The organism is Mesorhizobium sp. M1163 (genome assembly GCF_040318415.1).
Taxonomy (GTDB): Bacteria; Pseudomonadota; Alphaproteobacteria; order Rhizobiales; family Rhizobiaceae; genus Mesorhizobium.
The window spans coordinates 1-26,234 of sequence record NZ_JAMYMF010000036.1 but is presented as its reverse complement, the minus strand read 5'-3'; the positions used below and the strand labels follow the sequence as shown (position 1 = coordinate 26,234).

General features: G+C 62.2%; 26 protein-coding genes and 1 tRNA gene. 10 read left to right on the top strand and 17 right to left on the bottom strand.

Annotated elements, in window-relative coordinates; all coding sequences use genetic code 11:
• Positions 1-60 precede the first annotated feature (60 nt).
• The 5 genes from NKH43_RS28110 to NKH43_RS28090 all read left to right on the top strand — a co-directional run bounded on the left by NKH43_RS28110 (position 61) and on the right by NKH43_RS28090 (position 2,825).
• Entirely contained in the window at positions 61-309 is a 249-nt protein-coding gene (locus NKH43_RS28110) for a ParB N-terminal domain-containing protein (RefSeq protein ID WP_352481155.1), read from the top strand.
• Between the two features lie 124 nt (positions 310-433).
• Positions 434-919, top strand: a complete 486-nt coding sequence (locus NKH43_RS28105) for an SRPBCC family protein (protein WP_023717419.1) — start codon at positions 434-436, stop codon at positions 917-919.
• Between the two features lie 24 nt (positions 920-943).
• Positions 944-1,900, top strand: coding sequence for an alpha/beta fold hydrolase (locus tag NKH43_RS28100; protein WP_352481153.1), 957 nt, complete (start codon positions 944-946; stop codon positions 1,898-1,900).
• A 195-nt stretch (positions 1,901-2,095) separates the two neighbouring features.
• Positions 2,096-2,494: a GFA family protein gene (locus NKH43_RS28095; protein WP_352481152.1), complete on the top strand. Its 399-nt coding sequence runs from the start codon at positions 2,096-2,098 to the stop codon at positions 2,492-2,494.
• 118 nt (positions 2,495-2,612) lie between these two features.
• On the top strand, positions 2,613-2,825 hold the full coding sequence (locus NKH43_RS28090; protein ID WP_352495816.1) for a hypothetical protein: 213 nt from the start codon (positions 2,613-2,615) through the stop codon (positions 2,823-2,825).
• 13 nt (positions 2,826-2,838) lie between these two features.
• Here the strand turns inward: NKH43_RS28090 and NKH43_RS28085 are convergent, their stop codons facing one another.
• Positions 2,839-3,750: a hypothetical protein gene (locus NKH43_RS28085; protein ID WP_352817500.1), complete on the bottom strand. Its 912-nt coding sequence runs from the start codon at positions 3,748-3,750 to the stop codon at positions 2,839-2,841.
• Between the two features lie 258 nt (positions 3,751-4,008).
• On the opposite strand from NKH43_RS28085, the gene NKH43_RS28080 reads away from it, so the two are divergent.
• Entirely contained in the window at positions 4,009-5,028 is a 1,020-nt protein-coding gene (locus NKH43_RS28080; RefSeq protein WP_352481149.1) for a GH25 family lysozyme, read from the top strand.
• 287 nt (positions 5,029-5,315) lie between these two features.
• On the opposite strand, the gene NKH43_RS28075 is transcribed toward NKH43_RS28080, so the two are convergent.
• The 7 genes from NKH43_RS28075 to NKH43_RS28045 form a co-directional block, all read right to left on the bottom strand.
• A complete protein-coding gene (locus tag NKH43_RS28075; protein WP_023783899.1) occupies positions 5,316-5,522 on the bottom strand; it encodes a type II toxin-antitoxin system HicB family antitoxin in 207 nt (68 codons plus the stop codon).
• 105 nt (positions 5,523-5,627) lie between these two features.
• On the bottom strand, positions 5,628-6,359 hold the full coding sequence (locus NKH43_RS28070; RefSeq protein WP_352481148.1) for a hypothetical protein: 732 nt from the start codon (positions 6,357-6,359) through the stop codon (positions 5,628-5,630).
• Between the two features lie 301 nt (positions 6,360-6,660).
• A complete protein-coding gene (locus NKH43_RS28065; protein ID WP_352481147.1) occupies positions 6,661-10,425 on the bottom strand; it encodes a vitamin B12-dependent ribonucleotide reductase in 3,765 nt (1,254 codons plus the stop codon).
• Between the two features lie 654 nt (positions 10,426-11,079).
• The gene (locus NKH43_RS28060; RefSeq protein WP_352790689.1) at positions 11,080-11,568 is read right to left on the bottom strand and encodes an NUDIX hydrolase; all 489 of its coding nucleotides are present in this window, start codon (positions 11,566-11,568) and stop codon (positions 11,080-11,082) included.
• Positions 11,569-11,768: 200 nt separating this feature from the next.
• A complete protein-coding gene (gene gpt, locus NKH43_RS28055) occupies positions 11,769-12,269 on the bottom strand; it encodes a xanthine phosphoribosyltransferase (protein WP_352481145.1) in 501 nt (166 codons plus the stop codon).
• Between the two features lie 127 nt (positions 12,270-12,396).
• Entirely contained in the window at positions 12,397-13,230 is an 834-nt protein-coding gene (locus NKH43_RS28050) for a universal stress protein (protein ID WP_023717430.1), read from the bottom strand.
• Between the two features lie 79 nt (positions 13,231-13,309).
• Complete coding sequence (locus tag NKH43_RS28045; RefSeq protein WP_352481143.1) at positions 13,310-14,059, bottom strand: competence/damage-inducible protein A; 750 nt, start codon at positions 14,057-14,059, stop codon at positions 13,310-13,312.
• 146 nt (positions 14,060-14,205) lie between these two features.
• Between NKH43_RS28045 and NKH43_RS28040 the strand changes: the two genes are divergently transcribed.
• Entirely contained in the window at positions 14,206-15,192 is a 987-nt protein-coding gene (locus NKH43_RS28040) for an alpha/beta fold hydrolase (RefSeq protein ID WP_352860906.1), read from the top strand.
• A gap of 97 nt (positions 15,193-15,289) precedes the next feature.
• On the opposite strand, the gene NKH43_RS28035 is transcribed toward NKH43_RS28040, so the two are convergent.
• The 8 genes from NKH43_RS28035 to NKH43_RS28000 form a co-directional block, all read right to left on the bottom strand.
• Complete coding sequence (locus NKH43_RS28035; RefSeq protein WP_023717433.1) at positions 15,290-16,183, bottom strand: carbohydrate ABC transporter permease; 894 nt, start codon at positions 16,181-16,183, stop codon at positions 15,290-15,292.
• Position 16,184: 1 nt separating this feature from the next.
• Positions 16,185-17,036 (bottom strand): carbohydrate ABC transporter permease, encoded by an 852-nt coding sequence (locus NKH43_RS28030; protein ID WP_376705884.1) that lies wholly within the window; start codon positions 17,034-17,036, stop codon positions 16,185-16,187.
• A gap of 185 nt (positions 17,037-17,221) precedes the next feature.
• Complete coding sequence (locus tag NKH43_RS28025; RefSeq protein ID WP_352495827.1) at positions 17,222-18,547, bottom strand: ABC transporter substrate-binding protein; 1,326 nt, start codon at positions 18,545-18,547, stop codon at positions 17,222-17,224.
• 32 nt (positions 18,548-18,579) lie between these two features.
• Positions 18,580-19,665, bottom strand: a complete 1,086-nt coding sequence (locus NKH43_RS28020; protein WP_352860904.1) for an ABC transporter ATP-binding protein — start codon at positions 19,663-19,665, stop codon at positions 18,580-18,582.
• Between the two features lie 164 nt (positions 19,666-19,829).
• Positions 19,830-20,069 (bottom strand): DUF2188 domain-containing protein, encoded by a 240-nt coding sequence (locus tag NKH43_RS28015; RefSeq protein WP_023674770.1) that lies wholly within the window; start codon positions 20,067-20,069, stop codon positions 19,830-19,832.
• 28 nt (positions 20,070-20,097) lie between these two features.
• Positions 20,098-20,391: a DUF982 domain-containing protein gene (locus NKH43_RS28010; RefSeq protein WP_352641155.1), complete on the bottom strand. Its 294-nt coding sequence runs from the start codon at positions 20,389-20,391 to the stop codon at positions 20,098-20,100.
• A gap of 62 nt (positions 20,392-20,453) precedes the next feature.
• Complete coding sequence (locus NKH43_RS28005; RefSeq protein ID WP_352860902.1) at positions 20,454-20,771, bottom strand: SH3 domain-containing protein; 318 nt, start codon at positions 20,769-20,771, stop codon at positions 20,454-20,456.
• Positions 20,772-20,883: 112 nt separating this feature from the next.
• The gene (locus tag NKH43_RS28000) at positions 20,884-21,987 is read right to left on the bottom strand and encodes an NADH:flavin oxidoreductase/NADH oxidase (protein ID WP_352860900.1); all 1,104 of its coding nucleotides are present in this window, start codon (positions 21,985-21,987) and stop codon (positions 20,884-20,886) included.
• A gap of 153 nt (positions 21,988-22,140) precedes the next feature.
• Here NKH43_RS28000 and NKH43_RS27995 point away from each other — a divergent pair, with 153 nt between their 5' ends.
• Entirely contained in the window at positions 22,141-22,719 is a 579-nt protein-coding gene (locus tag NKH43_RS27995) for an NUDIX domain-containing protein (RefSeq protein WP_352860898.1), read from the top strand.
• A gap of 64 nt (positions 22,720-22,783) precedes the next feature.
• On the opposite strand, the gene NKH43_RS27990 is transcribed toward NKH43_RS27995, so the two are convergent.
• Positions 22,784-22,869, bottom strand: a tRNA-Leu gene (locus NKH43_RS27990).
• A 351-nt stretch (positions 22,870-23,220) separates the two neighbouring features.
• Between NKH43_RS27990 and NKH43_RS27985 the strand changes: the two genes are divergently transcribed.
• Together NKH43_RS27985 and ade are read left to right on the top strand one after the other, a co-directional pair.
• A complete protein-coding gene (locus NKH43_RS27985; protein WP_352681862.1) occupies positions 23,221-23,601 on the top strand; it encodes a cupin domain-containing protein in 381 nt (126 codons plus the stop codon).
• Between the two features lie 560 nt (positions 23,602-24,161).
• Positions 24,162-25,973, top strand: coding sequence for an adenine deaminase (ade, locus tag NKH43_RS27980; RefSeq protein WP_352860896.1), 1,812 nt, complete (start codon positions 24,162-24,164; stop codon positions 25,971-25,973).
• Positions 25,974-26,234: the final 261 nt, after the last annotated feature.

Sequence of the window (26,234 nt, the reverse complement as noted above, 5' to 3'; positions counted from 1 at the left end):
GCCTTGCCGGACAAACAGACTATCTCACAAACCGCGGCCTTGTCCGCCACGGGAGCCGATATGCTGAGAGTGCAAAAGGTTAGGGTCAACGACATTTACGTGCCGACCGCGCGCAAGAAGACGCTGCATCCCGAGACCGTCCGCCATCTGGCCGAGGACATTCTGGAAAACGGCATGAAGACGCCGATCCAGGTGCGCCATGACGGCAAGCGCCACATCCTCGTCGAAGGCCTGCACCGGTTGGAAGCGGCCAAGTGGCTGGGCGAGACCGAGATCGACGCCTACCTCGTCCAAGCCAAGCGCCACTGAAGCCACTCGGTTCCGTCGTTCGAATCTCCGGTCCCGCGGATTTTTTCTCGCGGACCCGTGTCGGCTTGCGTCTTGTCGGTTCGTCCTAGACACGAAAGCCAAACCCGACATGTGAGGAAACACCATGACCACCAAGCTCGACATCGCCCCCAACTCCGACCGCGAACTGGTTCTCGCCCGCATCATCGATGCACCGCGCGAGAACGTCTATCGCTGCTGGACCGAGCCGAAGCTGTTGACGCAATGGTTTGCGCCGAAGCCGTGGACGACGCCGCGCGCTGAGATGGACGTTCGCGCCGGCGGCACCAGCCTGGTCGTCATGGCCGGTCCCGACGGCAACGAGTTTGCGAACCCCGGCGTCTTCCTCGAAGTCGTGCCGGGCAGGAAGCTCGTCTTCACCGATGCCTATACCAAGGCGTGGGAGCCTTCCGCCAAACCGTTCATGACCGGCATTGTGACACTCGAGGACGAGGGCACGGGCAAGACCCGCTACGTCGCCCGGGTTGCGCATTGGTCGGTCGCCGACCGCGAACAGCACGAGAAAATGGGTTTTCACGAGGGCTGGGGCCAGTGCGCCGAACAGCTCGAGGAAGTCGCAAAGCGACTTTGATGCAAACGGGAGAGGGAGACTGACATGTCCAGATCGATATTTTTCGCCATTTTCGCTTCGGCCGCCGCGCTGTTTGCGGCGCCGGGCACCATCAACGCTGAGGAGGCCAAGCCCGCCATGACGACCGCAACCGCAACATTGCCGAAGCCGGAAAAATCCGGCCTGCTGCCGATCAACGGTTTGAACTATTATTACGCCGTCTATGGTAAGGGAGAGCCGCTGCTTCTGCTGCATGGCGGGCTCGGCACGACGGATATGTTCGCGCCGATCCTGCCGAAGCTTACCGAAAACCGCACCGTCATCGGCGTCGACCTGCAGGGCCATGGCCGCACCGCACTCGGCGACCGGCCGCTCAGCCTGGAGGCGATGGGCGACGACATGGCGGCGATCGTCAAGGCGCTCGGCTACGACAAGGTCGACGTCATGGGTTATTCGCTGGGTGGCGGCGTCGCCTTCCGCATGGCCGTGCAGCATCCCGAGGCGGTGCGCCGGCTGGTGCTGGTCTCGACCCCCTACGCCGCGGACGGCTTCTATGCCGAGATGCGTGGCCAGCAGGCACAGGTCGGCGCGGCGATGGCTGACATGATGAAGGACACGCCGATGTACAAATCCTACGTCGCCGTTGCGCCGCATCCGGAGGATTTTCCGAAACTCCTCGATCAACTTGGCGCCTATATGCGCAAGGACTACGATTATTCCGCCGACGTGCCGAAGCTGAAAATGCCGGTGATGCTGGTGTTTGGCGACAGCGACATGTACCGGCCCGAGCACGAGATCAAATTCTACCAGATGCTCGGCGGCGGATTGAAGGACGCCGGCTGGATGCGCGAGAACCTGTCGCAGAACCGCCTGGCGATCGTGCCGAACCGCACCCACTACGATGTGTTCTTCGCGCCGGAACTGACACCTGCCGCGCTGCCGTTCCTTAATGGCGAGACCAAGGTCAAGACCTGGGACGAAGTCGTCAACGAAACGAACTGACACGCAGTCAATTGTCTGCCGGCCGTCTCCCGCGAGACGGCCGGCATTTCGTCGATGAGGCCTTGGCGCGGCGCATCGAGCCAATCGTGTATCGGCCGCATCACAGCTATAGATGGCGCCATCAAAGCTTTTCAATTGACGCTGCCACGCCTATCGATAGGTATCGCCTATCCTTACAGGGAAGGGACGCGGGCGATGGCTGGATATCAGGGTGGATGTTTGTGCGGCGCGGTGCGCTACCGCGCCGAGGCGGCACCGATCAATGAGCGGATCTGCCATTGCCGGTTGTGCCAGAAGGCGCTGGGTGCCGCCTTCAACGCGCGCATGCTGTTCCGTATCGACGATGTGACGGTCGACGGTCCGCTGGCGATGGTGAATTCCTCGCCCGATCTCAAGCGCGGCTTTTGCCCGCGCTGCGGCACGACGATGTTTTCCCGGCGCGATTCCGCCGGCATCATCGGCGTCACCACCGGCTCGCTCGATGACCCCTCAGTGTTCAGGCCCGAGATGCATATCTGGACCGCCTCGAAGCAGCCCTGGGTGCAGATCGACGACGGCCTGCCGCAATATGAAGGCGCGCCACCTCCGGTTTGAGGTGAAATCTGGACAAAATTTAATCCAAAGCGACACGAGATAGCCGGCAAAGCGTCATTGGCGGGCCATCATTGCTGCCTATCTATTGCGTGCGGGCGGCAGTCGAGGAGGCGACGGAATGAACGACAGCATCAACACCCTGGACGAACTCTTGAGCGATCCGATGATCAAGCTGGTGATGGAGCGCGACCGCGTGCAACCGGCGCAACTTCGCACGCTGCTCGAAGAAAAAGTCCGGCGGGCGGACGATGATGTGGCGGTCAACGATCGTTTTGTACCGCCGGCCCACCTGATGGCCACGACCTGCCACAAGCTGTGGCTGTGCGGCTAGGGTCTTGAAGCGGTTAGCCGGAATTTGCCGGCAAATAGCTGTAATGGCTGCGGAAATAAGCGAGTTTGAAGCCGAGACGTGCATAGTTGCGATAGGCCGGCCCGTCGCGTTCGGCTTGCGGCGCCTCGATATCGGCCACGAACAGTTTTGCACCGGCCGCAAGTCCGTCGCGCACCATCGCTTCGCCGAGCATTGCATCGAGATCGAAGCTCGGCGCCATGATGCCGGGCACCGGCGCGTCGATGCCGCTCCAGGCCATGCCGTCGGTGCCGATGAACATCGAGCGCACCGCCGCCGCGCCGTCGCGCCGCAGCATGTAATGGTGCCAGCCGCGCCGGCCGGCCAGCGCCAGTAACCACGGTGAGGTCGGCAACCGGTATTGGCTGTCGATGAACCCAGCCCATTCCCTTGCCGTTGCCGGCGTCACCCGCTCGACCGAGACATCCTCCGTCGGGAAAAGCGGCTCCGCTGGCAACGGCGTGGCGTCGCGAAAGATGCGTTCCCAGCCTCCCTGACGCTGCAGGCCGCGCGCCTCGAGCCAGCAGCTGAGCGTCGCGGGCTCGGTGTGTGGGTTGGTGTAGAACCAGGGCCGCAGAATGCCGGCGTCGCGATAATGCCTCAGAAGCGTATCGAGCCGGCTCTCGGTGGCCGCGCTATCGACACCAAGGTTCTTGACGCAGTTGAAATGGATGAACGGGATCGTCGTGCAGGTGGTCCAGACGAGATCGCCATCTTCGGCGATGGCTAGGCCTTGCCTTGCGGCAAAGTCTGCCGGGGCGGCGCGATAGAGATCGAGCCAGGCATCGACCTCAGCGCGTTCGATGACGCGGCTGAGATCGCCGGATATCTCGTCGATCCCGATGGCGGGCGAGCGTGGCTCCGGCGTGACTAAGGGCTGCAATTCTGACAAGGCGGCGGGCTGCATGACTCCCTCCCAAGTATGGCCTTACATCGTAAGATTAGCGAAGACTAATCTCACGCAGTGAGTTGTCAAGCGGGATTGCGAAGCCAGCGACGTGGCCGAACGGTGGAAGGGCAGCGTCCCTTTGCCCGCCGACGTCTCGACGAGAGCCCTAACAATTCGATTCAAACTTTGTTGGTAGTTTCTTGTTAGGAATCCAGCTTGGTTTGTCCGGCGGCGTTGTCCTGCCTTCGGTCTGTTGTGTTTTGCGTACAGGTCCAGATGCGGATATCAGGCGTCGTCATCTTTTCGATCGCAGCGCTGTGCCTTGCCGGTTGCACGTCGACCTCCGGCGTCGATGCGCTGCAAGTGCCGTCCAGCGAGACCACCAGCTCGGTTGTGCGGCCACCCGCGCCGGTGGCATCCGTGGCGAAAACTGATGCTGCGCCCGCTTTTGCCGAACAGGAGCAGGACGAACAGCCGGTCGCGATGGACGTACCCGATCAGGACGTCGAACCGCCGGCCGAGGTGATCGCGCTGATGTCGCCGCCGAAGCGGCTGACACGCGCAGCACCGGCAATGCTTGCAGAGCCGGTCACGCGCTATGGTTTTCGCGACGCCAAGCCGATCAATTTCGGCAAGTCCTCCTCGCCAAGGCGCCTTGCCGTCCATGGCGTCGACGTTTCGCGCTGGCAGGGCAATGTGAACTGGCAAAAGCTGCGCGCCCAGGGCGCCAATTTCGCCTACATCAAGGCGACCGACGGCGGCGATCATATCGACCCGATGTTTACCAGGAACTGGCGCAATGCCGACGCCGCCGGCCTGAAGCGCGGCGCCTATCATTTCTTCTACTGGTGCCGCACCGCCGGCGAGCAGGCGGACTGGTTCATCCGCAACGTGCCGAGGGTCGAGGGTGCGCTGCCGCCGGTGATCGACGTCGAGTGGAACGGCGAATCCAGCTGCAAGCGCCGCCCGTCCCGGCAAAAGGTGCTGGAGAAGATGCAGGTGTTCATGGACAAGCTCGAGCGCCACTACGGCCAGCGGCCGATCATCTACACCGCGCCCGACTTCTACCGCGACAATCTGCGCGGCGCATTCCCAGATTATCCATTCTGGCTGCGCGCCGTGGCGGCGCATCCGTCAAAGGTCTATCCCGGCCGCAAATGGCTGTTCTGGCAATATTCCGGCTCCGGCCTGTCGCACGGTGTGAGAGGCCGCATCGACCTCAACGTGTTCCACGGCGACGAGAGGGCGTGGCGCGACTGGGTCGGTGGACGGCAGATGGTGGCGGAAGTGGAGTAGCGCGGCCGGTCGGGTGCCTGGCTTCCACTGTCGGCATCGCGCCGCCGGGCCACGGCATGGATCCTAGGGTCTCCGCAACGTCGCTTCGCTCCTGCTCCGCCCTAGGATGACGAAGGGAGGGATGTTCCCGCCAATTACCGGCTTTGGCGATTGGCCTCCAGGCCCCGTGTCTTCGTCATCCTAGGGCGGAGCGAACGCGAAGCGGAGCGCAGACCCTAGGATCCATGCCGTGCCATCAAAGCGAAACGCGTGGTAGATAACTACCAGCCCCAGTTCGGCTGGCGGCTCTACGCCTCTACATATTCCGCCAGGCTGACCCCTTTGGGCACATCCAGCCCGTCGGCCCGCAGGCCTTCGATATGAAAGCGTATTGCGTCACGAATTTCGGCTTCAACCTCAGGCACCGTCGCACCGGTGGCGATGCAGCCGGGCAGATCCGGAACATAAGCGGAAAAATTGTTTCCGGCTTTTTCAATCACCACCGCGTACCGCATGTTGTCACTCCTTCAGACCGGACTGGTATAGGATGCTGTTCAGGGTTCCTGGCGCTGCTCACCTTCTCCCCGGAACGACGGGAGAAGGTGGAGCATGCCAGATGATTACTTAAGCCGTTTCCGACTAGCCACTTCGTCAGCAATTAGCCTCGCCCGAATTGACTGCCACCTGTCTGCGATCTCTTGGCACGACGCCGCCAGCAGCTTTCTGCGTTGACTGAAACTACCAGGTGCAGTGAAGATCTTCTGCGCAAACACATCAATCACAAAACAGAACTCTGCTCGTGGTTCTCCGGCTTCTTGGAAGCATTCCTCCGCGTACCAATGGAGAAGTGCCCCATGCAGTGCCGACGTTTCTGTCGACAATGGTAGAGTCTTGCAGAGATAGGGTTTAACCAAGCCGAAGCCAAATTCCTTCTTTCCTGTCTGTGGTACCTTCGCCGAGTTTGTCGGTCGGACGCTAACAGAGACACCGCTGAGAAAGAACTTTGGCTGGCTATCCGGAATGCCGGTTAATTTCGCAGCAGTAGGTAGCTTGGCCAAGCTCATAGTGCGACAAAGTTCAATTGCATCGTGAGCAGTAAGAAGCCTTTGCTCATCGTGCGAGGTAGCAGGTTGGCGCGACAGCAAAGCCCTGTCGAGCTGCGACAGTCGGCTGTCATCCTGACCGTGAGTTTCAATGAAATGCATCATTGCGCGCTCAATCTCATTGTAGCGCGTGTCGAGGAGGAAGTTCTTGGGTCTGATGATATCTTCAATGATCACAGATCGTCGAGTGGATCGAGCGAAGCAATACTCAATCAATTTATTGGCGCTAATTTGCGGTTCGGTTTTCATAATGAGAGGGCCTTTCTGGAGCCGTTAAAAAGTCACACTGCTACCGATGCCTTCTCGACTCCTCGATCAGAATCTCCATATAATAACCTTGCTACAGGAGATGGGATTCTGATCTCGTCGCCCCGCGTGGGCTTCGGCTTATTCGCGGCATCCAAGGCCGGCCTGGGAGGGTCGGCTTTGGTGTTTTAAGAGGATGTCACATAAGGACATCCTTATGCGTCGTACCTTTTTTGTTCTCCTTACCATTTCGGCCCGATCTTGCGACCGGGCCGACGATGTTCATTTAGCGTTTCAGATTCCCTCAACTACACCCGCTCGTCGCCCCACAAGTATCGCACTTCTCGCACGTCCCGTTCCGCACCATCGTGAAATTATGGCACTCCGAGCATTCGTTGCCGGTGTAGCCCTGCATCAGCGATTGCTGGCGCCGGTTGGCGGCGAGCGCTTTGGCTTCGGCTGCTTCTTTCGCGGCCTCGTCGGTGAACAGCTCCGTCGGGTCGGAGGCTTCCGCGTAGACGATGTCCTCGACCAGTTCCCTGGCGCGCTCCTCGTAGTCGCGCTTGTAGGCGATGGCTTCGTCGCTGGCCGGCTTCAACGTCAGCACGTTGGAGCCGGAGAAGGCGGTTGGGGCGGTACGGGACGGAGTTCCGGAGCCCGCGCCGGCAAAGCCCTTGGGCTCCGCACCCATGCCCGACACCAGCTTGACCGGCGAGGCACCGCGGGTGAGACCCTTGGAGAAGGGCGTCGCCTTGCCTTCGTTGATGCCGCGTCCGAGTGCAGTCTTGTCGAAATCCGACTGGTCGACATGGGCGAGATCGTGGCGGCCGAGATAGGAGACAGCCAGTTCGCGGAACACGTAGTCGAGGATCGACGTGGCGTTCTTGATCGCGTCGTTGCCCTGCACCATGCCGGCCGGCTCGAACTTGGTGAAGGTGAAGGCCTCGACATATTCGTCGAGCGGCACGCCATATTGCAGGCCGAGCGAGATGGCGATGGCGAAGTTGTTCATCATCGCCCGGAAGGCCGCACCTTCCTTGTGCATGTCGATGAAGATCTCGCCGATACGGCCGTCGTCGAACTCGCCGGTCCTGAGATAGACCTTGTGGCCGCCGACGACCGCCTTCTGGGTATAGCCCTTGCGGCGGTTCGGCAGTTTCTCGCGGTCGCGGTAGAGACGCTCGACGACGCGCTCGACGATCTTCTCGGTCACCTGAACGGCGCGCTGCGCGGCCGGTGCCGCGATCAGCTGCTCGACGGCTTCGTCCTCGTCCTCCTCGCCATCGGCGAGCAGCGAGGCATTGAGCGGCTGCGAGAGCTTCGAGCCGTCGCGATAGAGCGCGTTGGCCTTCAGCGCCAGCTTCCACGACAGCATGTAGGCGCCCTTGGCGTCTTCCACCGTCGCGTCGTTCGGCATGTTGATGGTCTTGGAAATGGCGCCGGAGATGAAGGGCTGCGCCGCCGCCATCATCATGATGTGGCTGTTGATCGACAGCGAACGCTTGCCGATCTTGCCGCACGGGCTGGCGCAGTCGAACACCGGCAGGTGTTCGGCCTTCAGGAACGGCGCGCCTTCCAGCGTCATCGCCCCGCAGACATGGATGTTGGCGGCCTCGATGTCCTTCTTTGAAAAGCCAAGCGCCGGCAGCATCTCGAACGAGAAATCGTTGAGCTGCTCATCGGTGAAGCCGAACGTCTCCTTCACCCAGTCGGCGCCCAGCGTCCACTGGTTGAAGACGAACTTGATGTCGAAGGCCGACTTCAGCGCGGCATTGAGTGCTGCGATCTTTTCGTCGGTGAAGCCTTTTGCCTTGAGCGAGCCGGGATTGATGCCCGGCGCCTGGTTGAGATTGCCGTGGCCGACGGCATAGGCCTCGATCTCGGCGATCTGGCTCTCGGAATAACCGAGCGTGCGCAACGCTTCCGGAACCGCACGGTTGATGATCTTGAAATAGCCGCCGCCGGCGAGCTTCTTGAATTTTACCAGCGCGAAATCGGGCTCGATGCCGGTGGTGTCGCAATCCATCACCAGGCCGATCGTGCCGGTCGGCGCGATCACCGTTGCCTGCGCGTTGCGGTAGCCATGCTCCTCGCCAAGCTCGATGGCGCGGTCCCAGGCGGCCTTGGCATGGTTGGCAAGCTCCTGCTGCTTGAGATCCGAGGCGACCAGCGGCACCGGGTTGACGGCAAGCTTCTCGTAGCCGTCCCTTTCGCCATAGGCAGCACGGCGGTGATTGCGCATGACGCGCAGCATGTTCTGCGCATTGCGGTCGTAGTCGGGGAAGGCGCCGAGCTCGGCGGCCATTTCAGCCGAAGTGGCATAGGCCGTGCCGGTCATGATCGCGGTGAGGGCGGCGCAGATGGCGCGGCCCTCGTCGGAATCATAGGGAATGCCCGAGGTCATCAGCAGGCCGCCAATATTGGCATAGCCAAGGCCGAGCGTGCGGTACTCGTAGGAAAGCTTGGCGATCTCCTTCGACGGGAACTGCGCCATCATGACGGAGATTTCCAGCACCATGGTCCACAGCCGCACCGTGTGCTCGTAGGCGGCGATGTCGATGGTGCCGTCGGCGTTGCGGTAGGGCAGAAGGTTGATCGAGGCCAGATTGCAGGCGGTGTCGTCGAGGAACATATATTCCGAGCACGGATTTGACGCCCGGATCGCACCGGCCGAGGCGCAGGTGTGCCAGTCGTTCATCGTCGTGTTGAAATGCAGGCCGGGATCGGCCGACGCCCAGGCGGCATAGCCGATCTTTTCCCAGAGATCGCGCGCCTTCAGCGTCTTCAGCACCTTGCCGTCCTTGCGGGCGGTGAGATGCCAGTCTCCATCCTGCTCGACGGCGCGCAGGAAATCGTCCTTCAGCGACACCGAATTGTTGGAGTTCTGGCCGGAAACGGTGAGATAGGCATCCGAATCCCAGTCGGTGTCGTAGGTCTTGAACGACATCGAGGTATAGCCCTGCTTGGCGAACTGGATGACGCGGTAGATGTAGTTCTCCGGCACCGCGTCCTTCTTGGCCGCCTTGATCTCGCGCTTCAGCGCGGTGTTGACCGCCGGATCGAAGCAATCGTCGCCATTGCCTTCGCAGTTGATGCAGGCCTTCATGATCGCTTCGAGGTGCTTCTTGACGATCTTCGAGCCGGTGACCAGCGAGGCTACCTTCTGCTCCTCATTGACCTTCCAGTCGATGAATTCCTCGATATCGGGATGATCGGCGTCGACGATGACCATTTTCGCGGCGCGACGCGTCGTGCCGCCCGACTTGATGGCGCCGGCGGCGCGGTCGCCGATCTTGAGGAAGCTCATCAGGCCCGACGAGCGGCCGCCGCCCGACAGCTTTTCGCCTTCGCCGCGCAGGAACGAGAAGTTGGAGCCGGTGCCGGAGCCGTATTTGAACAGGCGCGCCTCACGCACCCACAAATCCATGATGCCGCCCTCGTTGACGAGGTCGTCCTGCACGCCCTGGATGAAGCAGGCATGCGGCTGCGGATGCTCGTAGGAAGACTTCGACTTGGTCAGCTTGCCGGTGAACGGGTCGACATAGAAATGGCCCTGGCTCGGGCCGTCGATGCCATAGGCCCAGTGCAGGCCGGTGTTGAACCATTGCGGCGAATTCGGTGCGACGCGCTGGGTGGCCAGCATATAGGCGAGCTCGTCGCGGAAGGCGCGCGCGTCTTCCTCCGACTTGAAGTAGCCGCCTTTCCAGCCCCAATAGGTCCAGGTGCCGGCAAGCCGGTCGAAGACCTGGCGGGCGTCGGTCTCGGAACCGTAGCGCTCGGCTTCCGGCAGCTTGGCCAGTTCAGCCTCGTCGGCGACCGAGCGCCACAGGAAGGAGGGGACTTGCGTCTCCTCGACCTTCTTCAGCCGTGCGGGGACGCCCGCCTTGCGGAAATATTTCTGCGCCAGGATATCGGCGGCAACCTGGGAGAACTGCGCCGGCACGTCGATGTTGTCCAAGCGGAACACCACCGAGCCATCCGGATTCTTGATCTCCGAAAGCGCCTTGCGGAATTCAATCTCCGCGTAAGCTGATTGCCCTGGCTTGGTGAAACGACGCTCGATGCGCATTGGTCCGGTCCCTTTTGTCTACATATAGCGCTTTTCCCAGAGGATTTCTGCCCTCGTGACGAAACGCGCATGGCCGCCGTCTGCCGGCGTTCGAAACCGCCGGCTCTCATAGTCACAGTCTCCGCGGCCCTGCCGGTCGAGCCTCTTGCGAGGCCGCTGTCCAACGCGCTCACGGACCCTGTGGGTCCCTCAAAACTGAAAACTTTTTGTAACGCCCTCGGTCGAGGGAAATTCACATTATCTAGCGTCGAACCTACCTGCAAACACTAAATATAGTGTTAACAGACAATTTATTCAAGTCCGACAATCCTCCCCTTTTGCCCCCCAAGGCTTCAAAATCCCACGCCTTCGCCGGCCTCGTAAACAGGCGGGAATGCGGATCAAAACGCACATATTCCGGGAAAAAGACCGGCCTCGAAACTTTTCCGGTCGCACTCTCAACAGGAGCGCATGGCCTATAAAAGGCGACTCGTTTTGCGCCGTCAAGGATTCGTTTGCGTAGCTTTTATGACCCCAACATCTTGTGTGTCACATATGTGGATAACGGGGACAGAAGCGCGCTGATTTCCGTTTTTGTAGCCACAAGCCTGGTGCCGACGCTCGAAGGCCTTCGCCGCAGCGAAGACCATGCCGACTCGGAAGCCATGTGCCGACTCAGTTGAAGCGATGCGGGTCAGCACCGAAATGGGCGATGATCTGACAAAGGTCGGGCTCGTTGACCATGCGTACCGCCTCGGCGGCGCTGACCCATTTGCGGATGCGCGCCCGCTTTTCCTTCCACCGGTCGGCGACCTTGTCGACGTGCAGCGGAAACACCAGCACCTCGCAGGGCACTTCCTCGCCGGACGCCAGCACCTTGGCATAGAAATAGCGGCCGGCCTCATGATGCGAGATCGTGCCGCGCAGCCCGGCCTCTTCGCCGGCCTCGCGCGCCGCTGCTTCGCAAAGCGGCTCCTTTGCTTCCGGCCAGCCCTTGGGAAGCACCCAGCGGCCGGTATCGCGGCTGGTGATCAACATGACCTCCACGCCGTCCTCGCTATCGCGCCAAGGCAGCGCTGCAACCTGCAGGCGGGACGGCACCGTGCCGAAGAGTCGCCGGACTCTTTCGGCCAGATGGTTGTGCGTCGTTGGCCTTGTCAACATCGGAGAAGCTTGCCCCAGCTTCCAGAATCGTTTGCCGTCTCGTAAATCTTACGGCTAATCATAAGCAATAAAAGTAAAAAACTTCATGTGGACTGGTTAACCACTCCAATGGGCGTCGATTAAGGAAATATCGTGTGCCGGGGCCACTCCTTCAAGGAGTGCTCGACGCTGTCTTCCGACGGAAGCGGCGTTACCGCGAATCAGCCGGCGTGGTCGTCGGCGATCGGCTTTTGGTAGGTGAAGCCCATGTCCCAGGGAAAATAGATCCAGGTGTCCTGGCTGACCTCGGTAACGAAAGTGTCGACCATCGGCCTGCCTTTCGGCTTGGCATAGACGGTGGCGAAATGCGCCCTAGGCATCATCGCGCGCACGATGCCCGCCGTCTTGCCGGTGTCGGTGAGGTCGTCGATGATCAGCACGCCAGCGCCGTCATCGGCGAGCAGCGCCGGGGTGACCTCCTTCAGCACCTGCAACTGCCCCTGGCTGGTATAATCGTGATAGGAGGCAACGCAGACCGTCTCGATGATGCGGATGCCGAGCTCGCGCGAAATGATGGCGGCCGGAACCAGGCCGCCGCGCGTGATGCAGACGATTGCCTTCCATTGCCCCTTGTTGGCGCCGGCAAGCCGCCAGGCGAGCGCGCGTGCATCGCGGTGGAACTGGTCCCAGGAGACCGGGAAGGCTTTTTCGGGCAGGGACATCTTTCGCGCACTCCGCAAAGCGCGCATCGCGCGCAGACACTATGGAATGCGGGCGGAATTAACTGGAAAGGCTTGGCCTTGGCAAGGGCGCGGCAAAGCGATTGTCCAACCCGTGATCTCTATCAACTTACCGCGACAGGAAAGCCGCCACCGGCGCGGTGCGCAGCACCGTTCGCGTCACCCCGCCGAACAGCAGCTGGCGCAGCCAGGAATGGCTGTAGGCGCCGAGCACGAGCAGGTCCGCGCCCGATTCGGCGACCCTGGTCTGGATGATGTCGTCGACCGAGGCGCCGCCGGACCTCAGCACCGAGACGCTGACGGTCGCGCCGTGCCTGGACAGCGAGGCGGCGATCTCGGCGCCGGCCGTTTCCGGCGCCTCTTCGAGCGTATCCGGCGGGTCGATGACGACGATGTCCGTCTTCTCGGCCTCGATGATGAAGGGCAGGGCATCGAAGGCCGCGCGTGCGGCCTCCTTGCTGCCGTTCCAGGCGAGCAGCACGTGCTTGAAGCTGGTGACCAGCGGACCCGAATGCGGCACCACCAGCACCGGCCGGCCGGCATCGTAGACCAGCGTGTCGACGTCGGCGCTCGGATCGCCGCTCGATTCGCGCTGCGCGGCGATGATCAGATCCGCGGTGCGAACGGTCGAGATACCGGTCAGCGCACTGTCGCCGGAAAAACTCTCGAGGCTGCGCCACTCGAACGACAGGCCGGAATTCTCGACGCGTTTGTGAAAGGCGGCCTGCAACTTCTCGGCGCGCTCCCGGTTCATGTCGGCCGAAACCTGCAGGAACTCGGTGTCCGGAAAGCCGGTGGCCGAGGTGTAGGGCACGGGCAGCGCCTCGGCATGAATGCCGATCAGATGGCTCTGGAACCGGCTGGCCAGCGGGATCGCGCAGTCGAGAACGCGCTCGGCGTCCTGTTCATTCTGCAATATGGCGACAATGGTCTTGAAGCGCATGGGCAATCCCTCAGTTTTTCGGCGATCCCACTCGTGACAAACGTCACGGCGCGATGCTTGGTTCCGTCACGCCTGCCGATCAGCCCACCTTGCTTGCCTTGGTCAGGCCCGCCACCATAACCTCTACGTCGGCGCGCGCGGAGTCCAGCGCCTGCTGGCTGCGGGCGCGCACCACCAGTTCCGTCCAGAATTTGCCGTCGCCATATTTCGGGTAGGAGCCGATGATCGTATCCGGATGCGCCTTCTGGATGTCGCCCAGCGGGCCGCCGATCAGGCCTTCACCGAACGGACATTCCACGGTTGCCGACAGCATTTTGGTGCCGGCCCGTAATGTCGGCACGACATTGTCGAGCATCGCCTGGAAAATCGCCGGCACGCCGGCCATGACATGGACGTTGCCGATGCGAAAGCCCGGCGCAACCGACACCGGGTTGTCGATGTGGTCTGCCCCGCGCGGCATCCGCGCCATGCGCTTGCGCGCTTCGGTGTATTCGATGCCGCGGGCAGCATAGCTTGCCTCCAGCAGGGCGTAGGCCCTGGCGTCGTATTCGCACGGCACGCCGAAGGCCTTGGCGATGGAATCGGCGGTGATGTCGTCATGCGTCGGGCCGATGCCGCCGGTGGTGAAGACATAGCTGTAGCGGGTGCGCAGCGCATTCACCGCAGCGACGATCTCGTCTTCCTCGTCCGCAACGATGCGCACTTCCTTCAGGTCGATGCCGATCGCCGTCATGATGTCGGCGAGGTGGCCGATGTTCTTGTCCTTGGTGCGGCCGGACAGAATCTCGTCGCCGATGACGAGCATGGCGGCGGTGACGATTTCGGTCATGGCAGGCTCCGGCAACGGGTCGCCTGAGATAGCGCGGCGAACGGCCGGCGGCAATGCCGCCAAACGACGGATCCACCTGTGCCACCTCCCTTGCAGTGGAACCTTCGGCGGGTGATGCTGCGCCGGTTTGGGCCATGAGCAAGAACATGCCGGTATCGATTCTTCTATGGCTGCCCGGCGCGCTGTTTCTGCTGGCGCTCGTCGTGGCAGCTTATCCTGTGCTGGCGACGCTGCGGATTGCGGCGAAAGCCGAAAGGCTGGTGCCGGCCAGCGGTAAATTCATCGAGATCGACGGCAATCGCATCCATTATTTCGAGATGGGCGAGGGGCGGCCGATCGTCTTCCTGCACGGCCTCGGCGCGCAGCTTCATCAATTCCGCCACACGCTGTTCGGACGGTTCGGCCCGAACTATCGGCTGATCGCGCTCGACCGTCCGGGTTCCGGCTATTCGGTGCGGGCCAGGGGCGCCAGCGGGCGGCTACCCGAGCAGGCCGAGATCGTGCGGCATTTTATCGAGGCGCTTGGACTGCAAAAGCCGCTGATCGTCGGCCATTCGCTGGGTGGCGCCATCGCGCTGACGCTGGCTGTCGAGCATCCCGAGGCGGTTTCCGGTATCGCCTTGCTGGCGCCGCTGACCCATCTGGAGCCGGACGCGCGCGAGAAGTTCGGCCCGCTATACATTCAGTCGCCGCTGCGGCGCCGGATCATGGCTCACACGGTGGCGATCCCGGCGGCTCTCAGATACGCAGAACGCACGCTGGCCTTCATTTTCGCGCCGCAGGCGACGCCGGCCGACTATATGGTCGAGGGCGGCGGCTGGTGCGGGCTCAGGCCAAGCCATTTCTATGCAACGTCGACCGATGTCGTGGCCATCGAGCACGACCTTGGCCGTATCGAGCAACGCTATCGCGAGATCACCATGCCGGCTGGCATTCTGTTTGGTGCTTCCGACTTCGTGCTGGGCATCGATATCCATGGCTGGCCGCTGATGGAAAAGATCAGCGGGCTCGATTTCGAGCCGGTCGAGGGGCTTGGCCATATGCCACAATTCGTCGGGCCGGAACGGGTCGTCGCTTTCATCGAACGCATTGCCGACCGCGCATTTGCGCCGAAGTCCGACACCAGCAGCTGACACGCTCCCAGAACCTCACGCAAAGGTGTGCAACCCGCCGCAGCCTCGGCCGGCAGGGTGCCTCGGGACATCCCGGCCGCCGGGAATACCTCCGAACTTATTCCTTCACGGCTCCGGTCATCGAGGAAACATAGTGCTCGACAAAGAACGAATAGAGCACCACCACCGGCAGCGAGCCGATCAGCGCTCCCGCCATCAGCGCCCCCCATTCATAGACGTCCGAGCGCACCAGTTCGGTGAGCACGCCGACCGGCACAGTCTTGTTTTCGGACGACTGGATGAAGGTCAAGGCGTAGATGAACTCGTTCCATGACAGCGTGAATGCGAAGATGCCCGCGGAAATCAGGCCCGGCACCGACAGCGGCAGCACGATCTTGGTGAGGATCTGCCAGCGGCTCGCCCCGTCGATCAGCGCGCATTCCTCCAGCTCGAACGGGATCGAGCGGAAGTAACCCATCAGCAGCCATGTGCAGAACGGGATCAGGAAGGTCGGATAGGTGAGGATGAGCGCGAAGGGCGTGTCGTAAAGCCCAAGGTTGAACACCATCACCGACAGCGGAATGAACAGGATCGACGGCGGCACGAGATAGGCCAGGAACACCGCGAGGCCGACCTGCCGCGCCCCGGAGAACCGCAAGCGTTCGATCGCATAGGCAGCGAACACTGCTGCCAGCAGCGACAGGAAAGTGGCGGCGGTCGAGATGATGATCGTGTTGAGCAGCCAGCCCGGATAGGACGTCTCGAAGAGAAGATAGCGGATATGCTCGAGCGTCGGATGCACCACCCAGAATGGATTGAAATTGGCGTAGTCGGTCATCTCGAGGTTGGGCTTAACCGCCGTGATCGTCATCCAGTAGAACGGAAACAACAGCACGATGACGAATATCAGCAACGGCAGGTAAACCGTCACCACGCGGCGCGGCACACTCTGCAGGTAGCCCATGCCGCCTTCGTCGAGTTCGGGGCGTTTGCTCGTTTCGATCGCGGTCATGTCAATCTCCGCCGCCCTGCTGCCATTTGCGGCGTTGCAGGCCAAAGTAGCTGAACAGGATCGCCGCCAGCAGGAACGGGATCATGGCGACTGCGATCGCGGCGCCTTCGCCAAGCTGGCCTCCGGAAATGCCGCGCTGGAACGACAGCGTCGCCATCAGATGGGTGGCGTTCACCGGCCCGCCGCGCGTCAGCACATAGATCAGCTGGAAATCGGTGAAGGTGAACAGCACCGAAAACGTCATGGTTATGGCGATGATCGGCGTCAGCAGCGGCAGCGTCACATAGCGGAACAATTGCCAGCGGCTGGCGCCGTCGAGCGTGGCGGCCTCGTAGAGCGACTGCGGAATCGTCTGCAGGCCGGCAAGCAGCGTGATCGCCACGAAAGGAATGCCGCGCCAGACATTGGCGGCGATGACCGAAGCGCGCGCATTCTCCGGATCGCCGAGGAAGTTGATGCGATGGTCGATCAGGCCCATTTCCATAAGCGCCCAGGACAGGATCGAGAACTGCGAATCGTAGATCCACCAGAAGGCGATGGCCGACAGCACCGTCGGCACCACCCAGGGCAGCAGGACGATCGCGCGGAAGAACGACTTGAACGGCAGGTTCTGGTTGAGGATAAGCGCCAGCCAGAGGCCTAGCGCAAACTTCAGGATCGAGGCGCTGATCGTGTAGAGCAAGGTGTTGAAGACGGAGAGCCAGAAGACGGCGTCATCCCACAGATATTCGTAGTTCTCGATGCCGATGAAGATGCCGGGGCGGCCGATGCGGGCATCGGTGAAGCCGAGCCAGACGCCGAGCCCGAGCGGATAGGTTAGGAAGACCAGCAGCAGCGCCGCCGCCGGCAGCATGAAGCCGAAGCCAAGCGCGTTATGACTTTCAGACACGAACGTCAAAATGCGCGACAGCGTCGACCGGGGTGGCTGAGCGGCAGCGGAGGTCACGGCCATGGGTCGGCTCCTCTAAGTCTCATTGATCGGCCAGGCGGCCATGGGCGATTCGAAGCCGGGCAGCATGGCTGCCCGGCTGAATCCGCTCAAACGCGATAGTAGCGGTTTGCGCGCTTCTCGGCTTCTGCCATCGCTTCTTGCGGCGTCGCCTGGCCTGTCACCGCCTTGGCGAACATGTCGACCAGCACATAGTCGGCCATGGTCGCCGCCGAAGCATAGCCGAGCGGGCCGGCATAGCCGTTGGGCCGCAGCGTCGCCGAGGCCTTGGCGTAGGCGGCATTGTTCGGATCGGCCGTCCACACCGGGTTGTTGTCGAAGGCTTTGAGCGTCTGGCAGCAATAGCCCGCCGAGGACGTGATCCACTGCGACATTTGCTGTTCCTCGAACATGAACTGCAGATAGGCTTTGGCCGCATTGGGGTAGGGCGTGTAGTCGAAGATCACGGCCGTGGTCACCTGGAACAGCTCGACGGATTTCCCGACAGGACCGATCGGCAGGTTGGTCGTGCGCGTGTCCTTGGCGATTTCGGTCAGTTTCGGATCCTTGTCCTTGTTGATCTTGGCGGTGTTGTAGGCGGAAATGCCATTGGCGATCACGCTCAATTCGCCGGCCAGGTAGGCGCGGTTGTTGTTGACGTCGAGCCAGCTTTCGGTACCGGGAATGAAGGTCTTGTAGAGCTGTTGCGCGTATTCGATCGCCTTCAGCGTCTCGGGGCTGTTGATCGTCACCTTGCCGCTCTCGTCGACCATCTGGCCGCCATGGCTCCATAGCAGCCAGTGGGCGTAGTTGTTGCCGTCGCCGACGCCGTGGCCATGCGTGAAGCCGGCCGGGTGTCCCTTCGCCTGCAATGCCTTGCAAAGCTCGAGCAAGCCTGCCGTGTCCTTCGGAAATTCGGAGAAGCCGGCCTCCTTCACCCAGCTTTCACGATAGACGATGGCATTGCCGATGGTGGCCAGCGGCAGGCCGAGGAATTTGCCTTGCCGTGTCGCATATTGCTTCGGTCCATCATGCCAGCCGCCATATTTCGAGCCGAGATATTCGCCCAGTTCCGTCACGTCATGCAGCTTGTCGGGATATTGATGCGGGTCGTCGAACCAGACCAACATCAAGTCCGGGCCGGAGCCGACATTGGCGGCGACCGCTGCCTTGGGACGGATGTCCTCCCAGCTTTCCTTGTCGACGCGGACCTCGACACCGGTCGCTTCGGTGAAGCGCTTGGTGTTGGCCAGCCATTGATCCTCGTCGCCCTGCACGAAGGGCGACCAGCGCAGCAGCCTGAGCTTGGCGCCGTCCTCGGGCTTGTACTTCAATCCCTCCTGGGCAAAGGCGGGAGAGCCGATGAGCCGGCTTCCCAAGGCTCCCGCCGCAGCGCCGGCGGTGGTGCGGATCACGTCGCGTCTGGTGAATTTCATGTCGCTTCCTCCTGCTTATTGTCCGTGCCGTCCTACTGCTTGATGGGTGTTTCGAACCGCTGTCCGGTTTTGCCGTGAAAGAGATGGATGAGGCCAGGCTCGGCCGTAAGCCAGATGGTTTCGCCCGGCGTGAAGGAATGCCGTTCCCGGAAATTGGCGACGATCTCCTCGCCGCCGGCGGTTCGGCCGATGAGCTGCACTTCGGACCCTGTCGGCTCGACCACCACGACAGTGACCGGAATGCCCTGATTGTCGGATAGCCGCAAATGCTCGGGCCGTATCCCCAGCACGACCGGCTCACCATTGCCGATGGAAAGTGCCGAGGCCAACGGGACCGAAATCCCTCCGGCGCCGCGAAACGACGGCGAGCCGTCGCCTACGATCTCGCCCCTCAGCATGTTCATGGCGGGCGAGCCGATGAAGCTGGCGACAAAAAGATTGTTCGGCCGGTCGTAGAGTTCGAGCGGCGGCCCGATCTGCTCGACGATGCCGTCGTGCATGACGACGATCTTGTCGGCCATGGTCATCGCCTCGATCTGGTCGTGGGTGACGTAAACCGTCGTCGTCTTCAGGCGCTGGTGCAGTTCCTTGATCTCGGCGCGCATCTGCACCCGGAGCTTGGCATCGAGATTGGAGAGCGGCTCGTCGAACAGGAAGACCTGCGGATCGCGCACGATCGCGCGGCCCATGGCGACGCGCTGGCGCTGGCCGCCGGAAAGCTGGCGCGGATACCGGTCGAGCAGCGGCACCAGTCCCAGGATTTCGGCCGCGCGCCGCACGCCGGCATCGCTCTCCGTCTTGGGAACGCCCTTGAGCATCAGCGAGAACGCCATGTTCTCGGCGACCGTCATGTGCGGGTAGAGCGCATAGTTCTGGAAGACCATGGCGACGTCGCGTTCTTTTGGCGCAACGTTGTTGACGACACGTTTGCCGATCGCGATCTGGCCGCGCGAGATTTTTTCCAGGCCGGCGATCATCCTGAGCAGCGTCGACTTTCCGCAACCCGAAGGCCCGACCAGCGTGACGAACTCGCCGTCGTCTATATCGACGCTGACCCCGTGCAGGACCTCGACGGTCCCGAATGATTTGTAGACATCGCCGATCGCGACAGACGCCATCGATTTCCTCCCGATTGATTCCCGCAACGACTTCGAAGGAAACCGCTTTCTTGCCTGGACCGCGACAGCGACCAGGCTCCTCCCCGGTCACGCGCGATGTCAGACGGTAGCGCTACCAAACCGACCTGTAAAGCAGCCCGGCATCACCTGGATATCGACACACCCTAATCCGAAACCTCGGTCTGCGGCCGGTCGCGGCCGTCGGCGAGCTCGTCGTGCCATTTGCCGTCGGCGTCCTCGTACTGGATGCCGTCGGTGTTGCCGGCGACCTGCTGTTCGGCGGAAGCGATCTCGGCGGCGCGCAACGCGTCCTGATGGGTGGGGAACGTTTCGGAGAATGTCGAGCCGACCTTGTAGGCCCAGCCTCCGTCATGCTCGACGATCTTGTAGGTCAGTTTCGCCATGAAACCCTCCGGTTGAAAGCCCGTTGCCTCAATGCAGCCTATCGTCGGCCAGTCTGTCGTTTGGCAGCCTGTCGTCCGTAACCAGCACGTCCGATTCCCTGGCGGCTTCGATCAGTGCCCGGCGTGCATCGGCCGTCGAACGATAACCTTCCAGCACTTTTAGGCAAGTGTCGAGGGCATCACGATGACGCGGCCCGCGATTGAGTGGCCAGACCGTCATCAGGCACTCCGCCGCCTCCTGGGCGCTGCGGATATGCCGATATTTGCCGACATGGCCGAGTTCGACCACGACCGGCTTTTCAAATGGCTTGCTGTCCATCATCGCCGCCAACGCGGAGCGGCCGATTTGGTTGCAACAGCTATTTTAGCTCAGGCGAAAATACCTCAATAGCCGCAGTCGTTGCGCAGCCAGCGCGCATTCGCCCAGCCGGCGCGGCCGCCGAAATCGACCTTGTACCAGTTTCCGCGACGGTCAAAGATCTCGGTTTGGTCGCCGTTGAACAATTGCCCGATCATGCGTGACGACGAGTTCGGTCGGGCTCGAACGGCGAGAAAGCCGCTTCCCGTTGCCAGATTGTAGTGCCTGGAAAGACCGTGCACCGTGCCTTCGCAATATTGCGCCCCGGCCGGTGTTGGTGAGGCGAACGACAGCCCGGCCAAAACCGCGGCAGCAGCCGCAATGGAAATCCCCCTGAACGACATGTCTCTGCTCCCCCAACCTGCCGCGCCCAGCCGCGGCCCTCGCCACTCTACACCGGCAGAGGATCAAAGCGAAGCTATGGTTCCCTGTCCAGCGAGGTGAGAACCCGCCCCGTCAGTTCGCCGCCTTCATCCAATGCTGCATCGTCGTCACCGAGCGGGCAAGCTGCGGCGCCGGGTGGATTTTTTCGCCGAAGGTGGCCGCGGCGCGCCAGCCCCAGCGCGGATCGGCAAGGAAGGCGCGCGCCAGCGCCACCATGTCGGCGCGCCCGTCGGCGACGATCGCCTCGGCCTGTTTCGGATCGTCGATCAGGCCCACGGCCCGCGTCGCGATGCCGGCGCCCTTGCGCACCGCTTCGGCCAGATGAACCTGGTAGCCGGGTCCGGACGGCAGCTTCTGCAACGGCGAATTGCCGCCGCTCGAGCAGCAGAGATAGGCGACGCCGACTTCCTTCAGCGCTTTTGCCACTTCGATCGCATCCTCGACGTCGAAGCCGCCATCGACCCATTCCTTGATCGACAGACGCGCGCCCAGCATCAGCCTGGGCACCGCCTTCTTTACCGCCTTGGCGATCTCGACGGCGAAACGCATGCGGTTTTCCAGCGAGCCGCCCCAGCGGTCGGTACGCCTGTTGGAAAGCGGCGACAGAAACTGGAAGATCAGATAGCCGTGCGCGGCATGCAGCTCGATGAAGTCGAAGCCGGCGCGCTCCGCCCGCCGCGCCGCGTCGGCGAAGCGTTCGATGATTTGCAGGATCTCGTCATCCTCCAGCGCCCGCGGCACCTGCCAGCCGGTGTCGTAGGCGATTGCCGAGGCCGACACGATCGGCCACGGATCCTGATCGGCGTGCAGCGGGCCGCCGCCTTCCCAGGGTTTCCGGTTGGAGGCCTTGCGGCCGGCATGGGCAAGCTGCGTGCCGAATTTCGCGCCCGGTGCGGCGACACGCTTGGCTGCATCCAGCGTGCGTCGCGCCGCCGCCTCATTGTCCTCGGAATAGAGGCCGAGACAGCCATGCGAGATGCGGCCGCGCCGTTCGACATCGGTCATCTCGACGGTGACCATGCCGGCGCCCGACATCGCCAGGTTCATCCAGTGATAGAGGTGCCAATCGCTGGCCGAGCCGTCGTCGGCCGAATACTGGCACATCGGCGCGACCGCGATGCGGTTGGGGAAGGTCAGGCCGTCGAGGGTGATCGGCTGGAAAAGCGATGAGGTCATAAAAAACTCCGCGAAGGGTTGCCGCTATTTATGCAGCCGATTGTGCCAGCGCCAGACACGAGACGGTGAACCGGTGCTCTGGACCAATAGCTGGCCGGATTGCACGAACGGGCGTTCGCGGCTACGCCTTGCCGCGGCAGCAGGGAGTCCACCATGGAAGATCGCATTCGCATCCGCTCGGAGGAAGTCCTTTCCGACGAATGGGCGGTTTTGAAAAAGACCGTCTTCGACTACCGCCGGCGCGACGGCAAATGGGAAACGCACACCCGCCAGACCTACGATCGCGGCGACGGCGCGGTGATCCTGCCTTTCGATCCGGAGCGTTCGACGGTGCTTCTGGTGCGGCAGTTCCGTTATCCGGCCTATGTCACCGGCCACCGCGAGCCGCTGATCGAGGCCTGCGCCGGCCTGCTCGACCAAGACGATCCCGAAACCTGCATCCGCAAGGAGGCCGAGGAGGAACTCGGCTATCGGCTGAAGGACGTGCAGCGGCTGTTTTCGCCCTATATGAGCCCCGGCAGCGTGACCGAGCGGCTCTGGTTCTTCGTCGCCCACTACTCGCCCGCCGACCGCATTTCAGACGGCGGCGGCGCCCACGACGAAGGCGAGGACATCGAAGTTTTGGAGATGCCGCTAGACGAGGCACTGGCCGGCATCCACGATGGTCGGATCATCGACGCCAAGACCATTATGCTGATCCAGCATTTGAAGCTGAACCCGATTGGGGTGTGAGGGGCCCAGAACTGGGTCGAGCGCCCGGTCTCCAGTTACGGAGACTATCAAACGAGACCAAATCTGGTGCGGACGACGGGAATCGAACCCGTACGATCAGAGATCGAGGGATTTTAAGTCCCTTGCGTCTACCAATTCCGCCACGTCCGCAGGCCAGCCCTTTTCAGCCGCCAGCCAAAGGCCGTCAAGCCGTCTTCTGCCGTCGACAAATCTGGCACTGGAAGCTAGCGAGGCCGATCACCTACAGTGATACAAACAAAATCGTTTCACCTGGAAATGTTTTTAGCGGCAGCTTCCGCGGCTACCGCGAATGCGCGTCCCCCGTTCGCAGGATGCGTTCGGGCGCTCTGCCCTGGTAAGGCTCGAAGTGGCAAGTGGATCGGCGCTCCGATACTCGACGCCATCCTCTACAAACACTGGGAGATTGTCATGCTCAAGCTTGCCTCTGCCCTGGCACTGCTGCTTGTTGGGACGGCGCCTCTGTTTGCCGATGAGATGCCGATGAACGCCAAAGACATCAAATGGGGTCCTGCTCCTGCTGCCATTCCCGCTGGGGCGGAAATGGCTGTTGTCGCGGGAGATCCCTCAAAGGACGGCGCCTTTGTGCTGCGGTTGAAGACACCCGCCGGCTACAAAATTGCCGCACATAATCATCCCACCACGGAATACGTAACGGTGCTTTCCGGCAACTTCCATGTTGGAATGGGCGATAAGTTCGACGAGGCGAAAGGCGTCGAACTGACTGCTGGCGGCTTCGGCGTCGCGCCGGCCGGAATGAATCACTTCGCCTGGACGACAAGCGAAACGATCATCCAGGTTCATGGCGAGGGGCCATTCAAGATCACCTACGTCAACCCGGCAGACGATCCGAGCAAGAAGTGACAGTTCGCGATCGAATTGATTGAACCGGCCGAAGGCTCGAACGATGGAGTGCGTCAAACTCCGCGACCGTCGATTCAGAAGGATCCTCTAACGAGACGAAGGCTGATTGGCCGCAACGGAATCGTATTCCGCCTGGGCCATTTGCCATGAATGGCGCAATAACAAAAAAACCCGCCTCGGGAGGACGGGTCGTTGGAGCCAATTGGCACCATACCCAAATTAGTAGCATAGCTGCCGGCACAAAGCAAGAACAAAGTTGCTGCGGCCGGCACAAAATGCCCTTGGCGATCGGCGAAAGCCATGGCGCATCGATCTCCCTCCTTGAGGGGGAGATGGCAAGTTGTGGCAAAGAGGGTAGGCCAGGGGGGTCGTCGCGCGTCGAGCGCCAGCCTGTTTTGTTCGCGGTAAAGGTTCGCGTCAGGATGTCCCGACCCCCTCTGTCGCCTTCGGCGACATCTCCCCCTCGAGGGGGGAGATCTGCAACTTCGCCGTCGGCGCTTACTTCCTCGCTGGTCAAAATCCTCGCAGCTTGGCACAGTCGGGCAAAGAGGAGCCTGTTGATGCCGAAGACCGCCAATGCGACGAAACCAAAACCCTGGGCCGAGATGGCGACGCATCTGGTCGATGTCGCCATGGGCCGCAAGCCCGCCGATCTCGTCATCCGCAACGGGCGCTGGGTCAACGTTCATTCGGGCGAGATCATCGCCGGCACCGATGTCGCCATCGCTGGCGGCCGCTTCGCCTATTGCGGGCCGAATGCCGGCCATGCCATCGGCCAGGGCACCAAGGTGGTCGATGCCGGCGGTCGCTATCTGGTGCCGGGGCTTTGCGACGCGCATATGCATGTCGAGAGCGGCATGGTGACGGTGACGGAATTCTGCCGCGCGGTGATCCCGCACGGCACCACATCGATGTTCATCGATCCGCATGAGATCGCCAACGTGCTCGGCCTGCCGGGTGTGCGGCTGATGCATGACGAGGCCGTCGCCATGCCGGTCAACGTGCATGTGCAGATGCCGTCCTGCGTGCCTTCGGCACCGGGGCTGGAGCATGCCGGCGCCGAGCTGACCGTCGCCGATGTTGCCGAGGCGATGAGCTGGGAAAACATTATCGGGCTCGGCGAGGTGATGAATTTTCCGGGCGTCGCCGCCAATGATCCGGTGATGTCGGGCGAGATCGCGGCGACGGTGAGGGCCGGCAAGACTGTCGGCGGGCACTATGCCTCGCGCGATCTCGGCCTGCCGTTCCACGGCTATGTCGCCGGCGGCGCCGAGGACGATCATGAAGGCACGCGCGCCGAGGATGCCATCGCCCGCGTCCGCCAGGGCATGAAGGCGATGCTGCGGCTGGGCTCGGCCTGGTATGACGTGGCCTCGCAGATCAAGGCGGTGACGGAGAGCGGGCTCGACCCGCGCAACTTCATCCTGTGCACCGACGACAGCCACTCCGGTACGCTGGTGCACGAAGGCCATATGGACCGGGTCGTGCGCCACGCCATCAGCCAGGGCTTGAAGCCGGTGACGGCGATCCAGATGGCGACGCTCAACACCGCCCAGCATTTCCGGCTGGAGCGCGAGATCGGCTCGATCGCGCCGGGACGGCTCGCCGATCTGCTGATCGTCTCCGACCTCGCCGAAATGACCATCGACGAGGTCTATGGCCGCGGCGTCAGGCTGGCCAAGGGCGGCAAGCTCGAAATCGACATTCCAGCCTACAATTATCCGCGGACGGCGAAGAACACCGTCAAGCTCGGCAAGAAGCTCAAGGCAGGCGATTTCGACATCGCGGCACCCATGGGCGCCAACGAAGTGCGGGTGCGGGTCATCGGCGTCATCGAAAACCAGGCGCCGACGCGGGCGCTGGAGGCCGATCTTGCCGTCGAGGACGGGCTGGTTGCCATGGATCGCCGCAACGATGTCTGCCAGATCGCATTGGTCGAACGCCACAAGGGCACCGGCGGCGTCACCAACGCCTTCGTCTCCGGCTTCGGCTATATCGGCGACTGCGCCATGGCCTCCAGCGTGGCGCACGATGCCCACCACATCATCGTCGTTGGCACCAACAAGCAGGACATGGCATTGGCGGTGAACCGGCTGGGCGAGGTCGGCGGCGGCGTCGTGCTGTTTTCCAACGGCAAGGAGCTGGCGCTGGTCGAAATGCCGATCGCCGGGCTGATGTCGAACGAGCGGGCGGAAATCGTCGCCGCCAAGGCGGACAAACTCAGCGACGCCATGCGCCAGATGGGCTGCTCGCTCAACAACGCCTACATGCAGCACTCGCTGCTGGCGCTGGTCGTCATCCCCGAGCTCAGGATTTCCGACGTCGGCCTGATCGACGTGACGACGTTCCAGAAGGTTGATCTGTTCGTTTAGGGTTGCTGCGGTGTGGAAACCTTTTGATGCCGGCGGGACAGCGCCCCCCTCTGTCCTGCCGGACATCTCCCCCACGAGGGGGGAGATCGGCAGCTTCGCCGCCGGTTCGTTCAGCAACGTTGGCGATTGGCAAAAGCCGAGGTGGCGGCCAATCTCCCCCCAAGTGGGGGAGATGTCCGGCAGGACAGAGGGGGGCGCGAAGGATCGCTGCCGTGCGCTTTGTTCCGAACTGACGTCAACAGTGACCGCTCAGCGGCCGCT

Excerpts from the sequence above, each read along its gene's own strand:
- NKH43_RS28015 (WP_023674770.1), bottom strand. The coding sequence starts at position 20,069 with ATGGCGAAACTGACCTACAAGATCGTCGAGCATGACGGAGGCTGGGCC.
- NKH43_RS28020 (WP_352860904.1), bottom strand. The coding sequence starts at position 19,665 with ATGGCGTCTGTCGCGATCGGCGATGTCTACAAATCATTCGGGACCGTC.
- NKH43_RS28070 (WP_352481148.1), bottom strand. The coding sequence starts at position 6,359 with ATGAAAACCGAACCGCAAATTAGCGCCAATAAATTGATTGAGTATTGC.
- gpt (WP_352481145.1), bottom strand. The coding sequence starts at position 12,269 with ATGTCCCTGCCCGAAAAAGCCTTCCCGGTCTCCTGGGACCAGTTCCAC.
- NKH43_RS28105 (WP_023717419.1), top strand. The coding sequence starts at position 434 with ATGACCACCAAGCTCGACATCGCCCCCAACTCCGACCGCGAACTGGTT.
- NKH43_RS27995 (WP_352860898.1), top strand. The coding sequence starts at position 22,141 with ATGGAAGATCGCATTCGCATCCGCTCGGAGGAAGTCCTTTCCGACGAA.
- NKH43_RS28065 (WP_352481147.1), bottom strand. The coding sequence starts at position 10,425 with ATGCGCATCGAGCGTCGTTTCACCAAGCCAGGGCAATCAGCTTACGCG.
- NKH43_RS28060 (WP_352790689.1), bottom strand. The coding sequence starts at position 11,568 with ATGTTGACAAGGCCAACGACGCACAACCATCTGGCCGAAAGAGTCCGG.
- NKH43_RS28035 (WP_023717433.1), bottom strand. The coding sequence starts at position 16,183 with ATGACCGCGATCGAAACGAGCAAACGCCCCGAACTCGACGAAGGCGGC.
- NKH43_RS28095 (WP_352481152.1), top strand. The coding sequence starts at position 2,096 with ATGGCTGGATATCAGGGTGGATGTTTGTGCGGCGCGGTGCGCTACCGC.
- NKH43_RS28025 (WP_352495827.1), bottom strand. The coding sequence starts at position 18,547 with ATGAAATTCACCAGACGCGACGTGATCCGCACCACCGCCGGCGCTGCG.
- NKH43_RS28050 (WP_023717430.1), bottom strand. The coding sequence starts at position 13,230 with ATGCGCTTCAAGACCATTGTCGCCATATTGCAGAATGAACAGGACGCC.
- NKH43_RS28045 (WP_352481143.1), bottom strand. The coding sequence starts at position 14,059 with ATGACCGAAATCGTCACCGCCGCCATGCTCGTCATCGGCGACGAGATT.
- NKH43_RS28000 (WP_352860900.1), bottom strand. The coding sequence starts at position 21,987 with ATGACCTCATCGCTTTTCCAGCCGATCACCCTCGACGGCCTGACCTTC.
- NKH43_RS28030 (WP_376705884.1), bottom strand. The coding sequence starts at position 17,036 with ATGCTGCCGGCGGCGGCGCTGCTGCTGGTCTTCCTAACCTATCCGCTC.
- NKH43_RS28075 (WP_023783899.1), bottom strand. The coding sequence starts at position 5,522 with ATGCGGTACGCGGTGGTGATTGAAAAAGCCGGAAACAATTTTTCCGCT.
- NKH43_RS28100 (WP_352481153.1), top strand. The coding sequence starts at position 944 with ATGTCCAGATCGATATTTTTCGCCATTTTCGCTTCGGCCGCCGCGCTG.
- NKH43_RS28010 (WP_352641155.1), bottom strand. The coding sequence starts at position 20,391 with ATGATGGACAGCAAGCCATTTGAAAAGCCGGTCGTGGTCGAACTCGGC.
- NKH43_RS28005 (WP_352860902.1), bottom strand. The coding sequence starts at position 20,771 with ATGTCGTTCAGGGGGATTTCCATTGCGGCTGCTGCCGCGGTTTTGGCC.
- NKH43_RS28110 (WP_352481155.1), top strand. The coding sequence starts at position 61 with ATGCTGAGAGTGCAAAAGGTTAGGGTCAACGACATTTACGTGCCGACC.
- NKH43_RS28090 (WP_352495816.1), top strand. The coding sequence starts at position 2,613 with ATGAACGACAGCATCAACACCCTGGACGAACTCTTGAGCGATCCGATG.
- NKH43_RS28040 (WP_352860906.1), top strand. The coding sequence starts at position 14,206 with ATGCCGGTATCGATTCTTCTATGGCTGCCCGGCGCGCTGTTTCTGCTG.
- NKH43_RS27985 (WP_352681862.1), top strand. The coding sequence starts at position 23,221 with ATGAACGCCAAAGACATCAAATGGGGTCCTGCTCCTGCTGCCATTCCC.
- NKH43_RS28085 (WP_352817500.1), bottom strand. The coding sequence starts at position 3,750 with ATGCAGCCCGCCGCCTTGTCAGAATTGCAGCCCTTAGTCACGCCGGAG.
- NKH43_RS28080 (WP_352481149.1), top strand. The coding sequence starts at position 4,009 with ATGCGGATATCAGGCGTCGTCATCTTTTCGATCGCAGCGCTGTGCCTT.
- ade (WP_352860896.1), top strand. The coding sequence starts at position 24,162 with ATGCCGAAGACCGCCAATGCGACGAAACCAAAACCCTGGGCCGAGATG.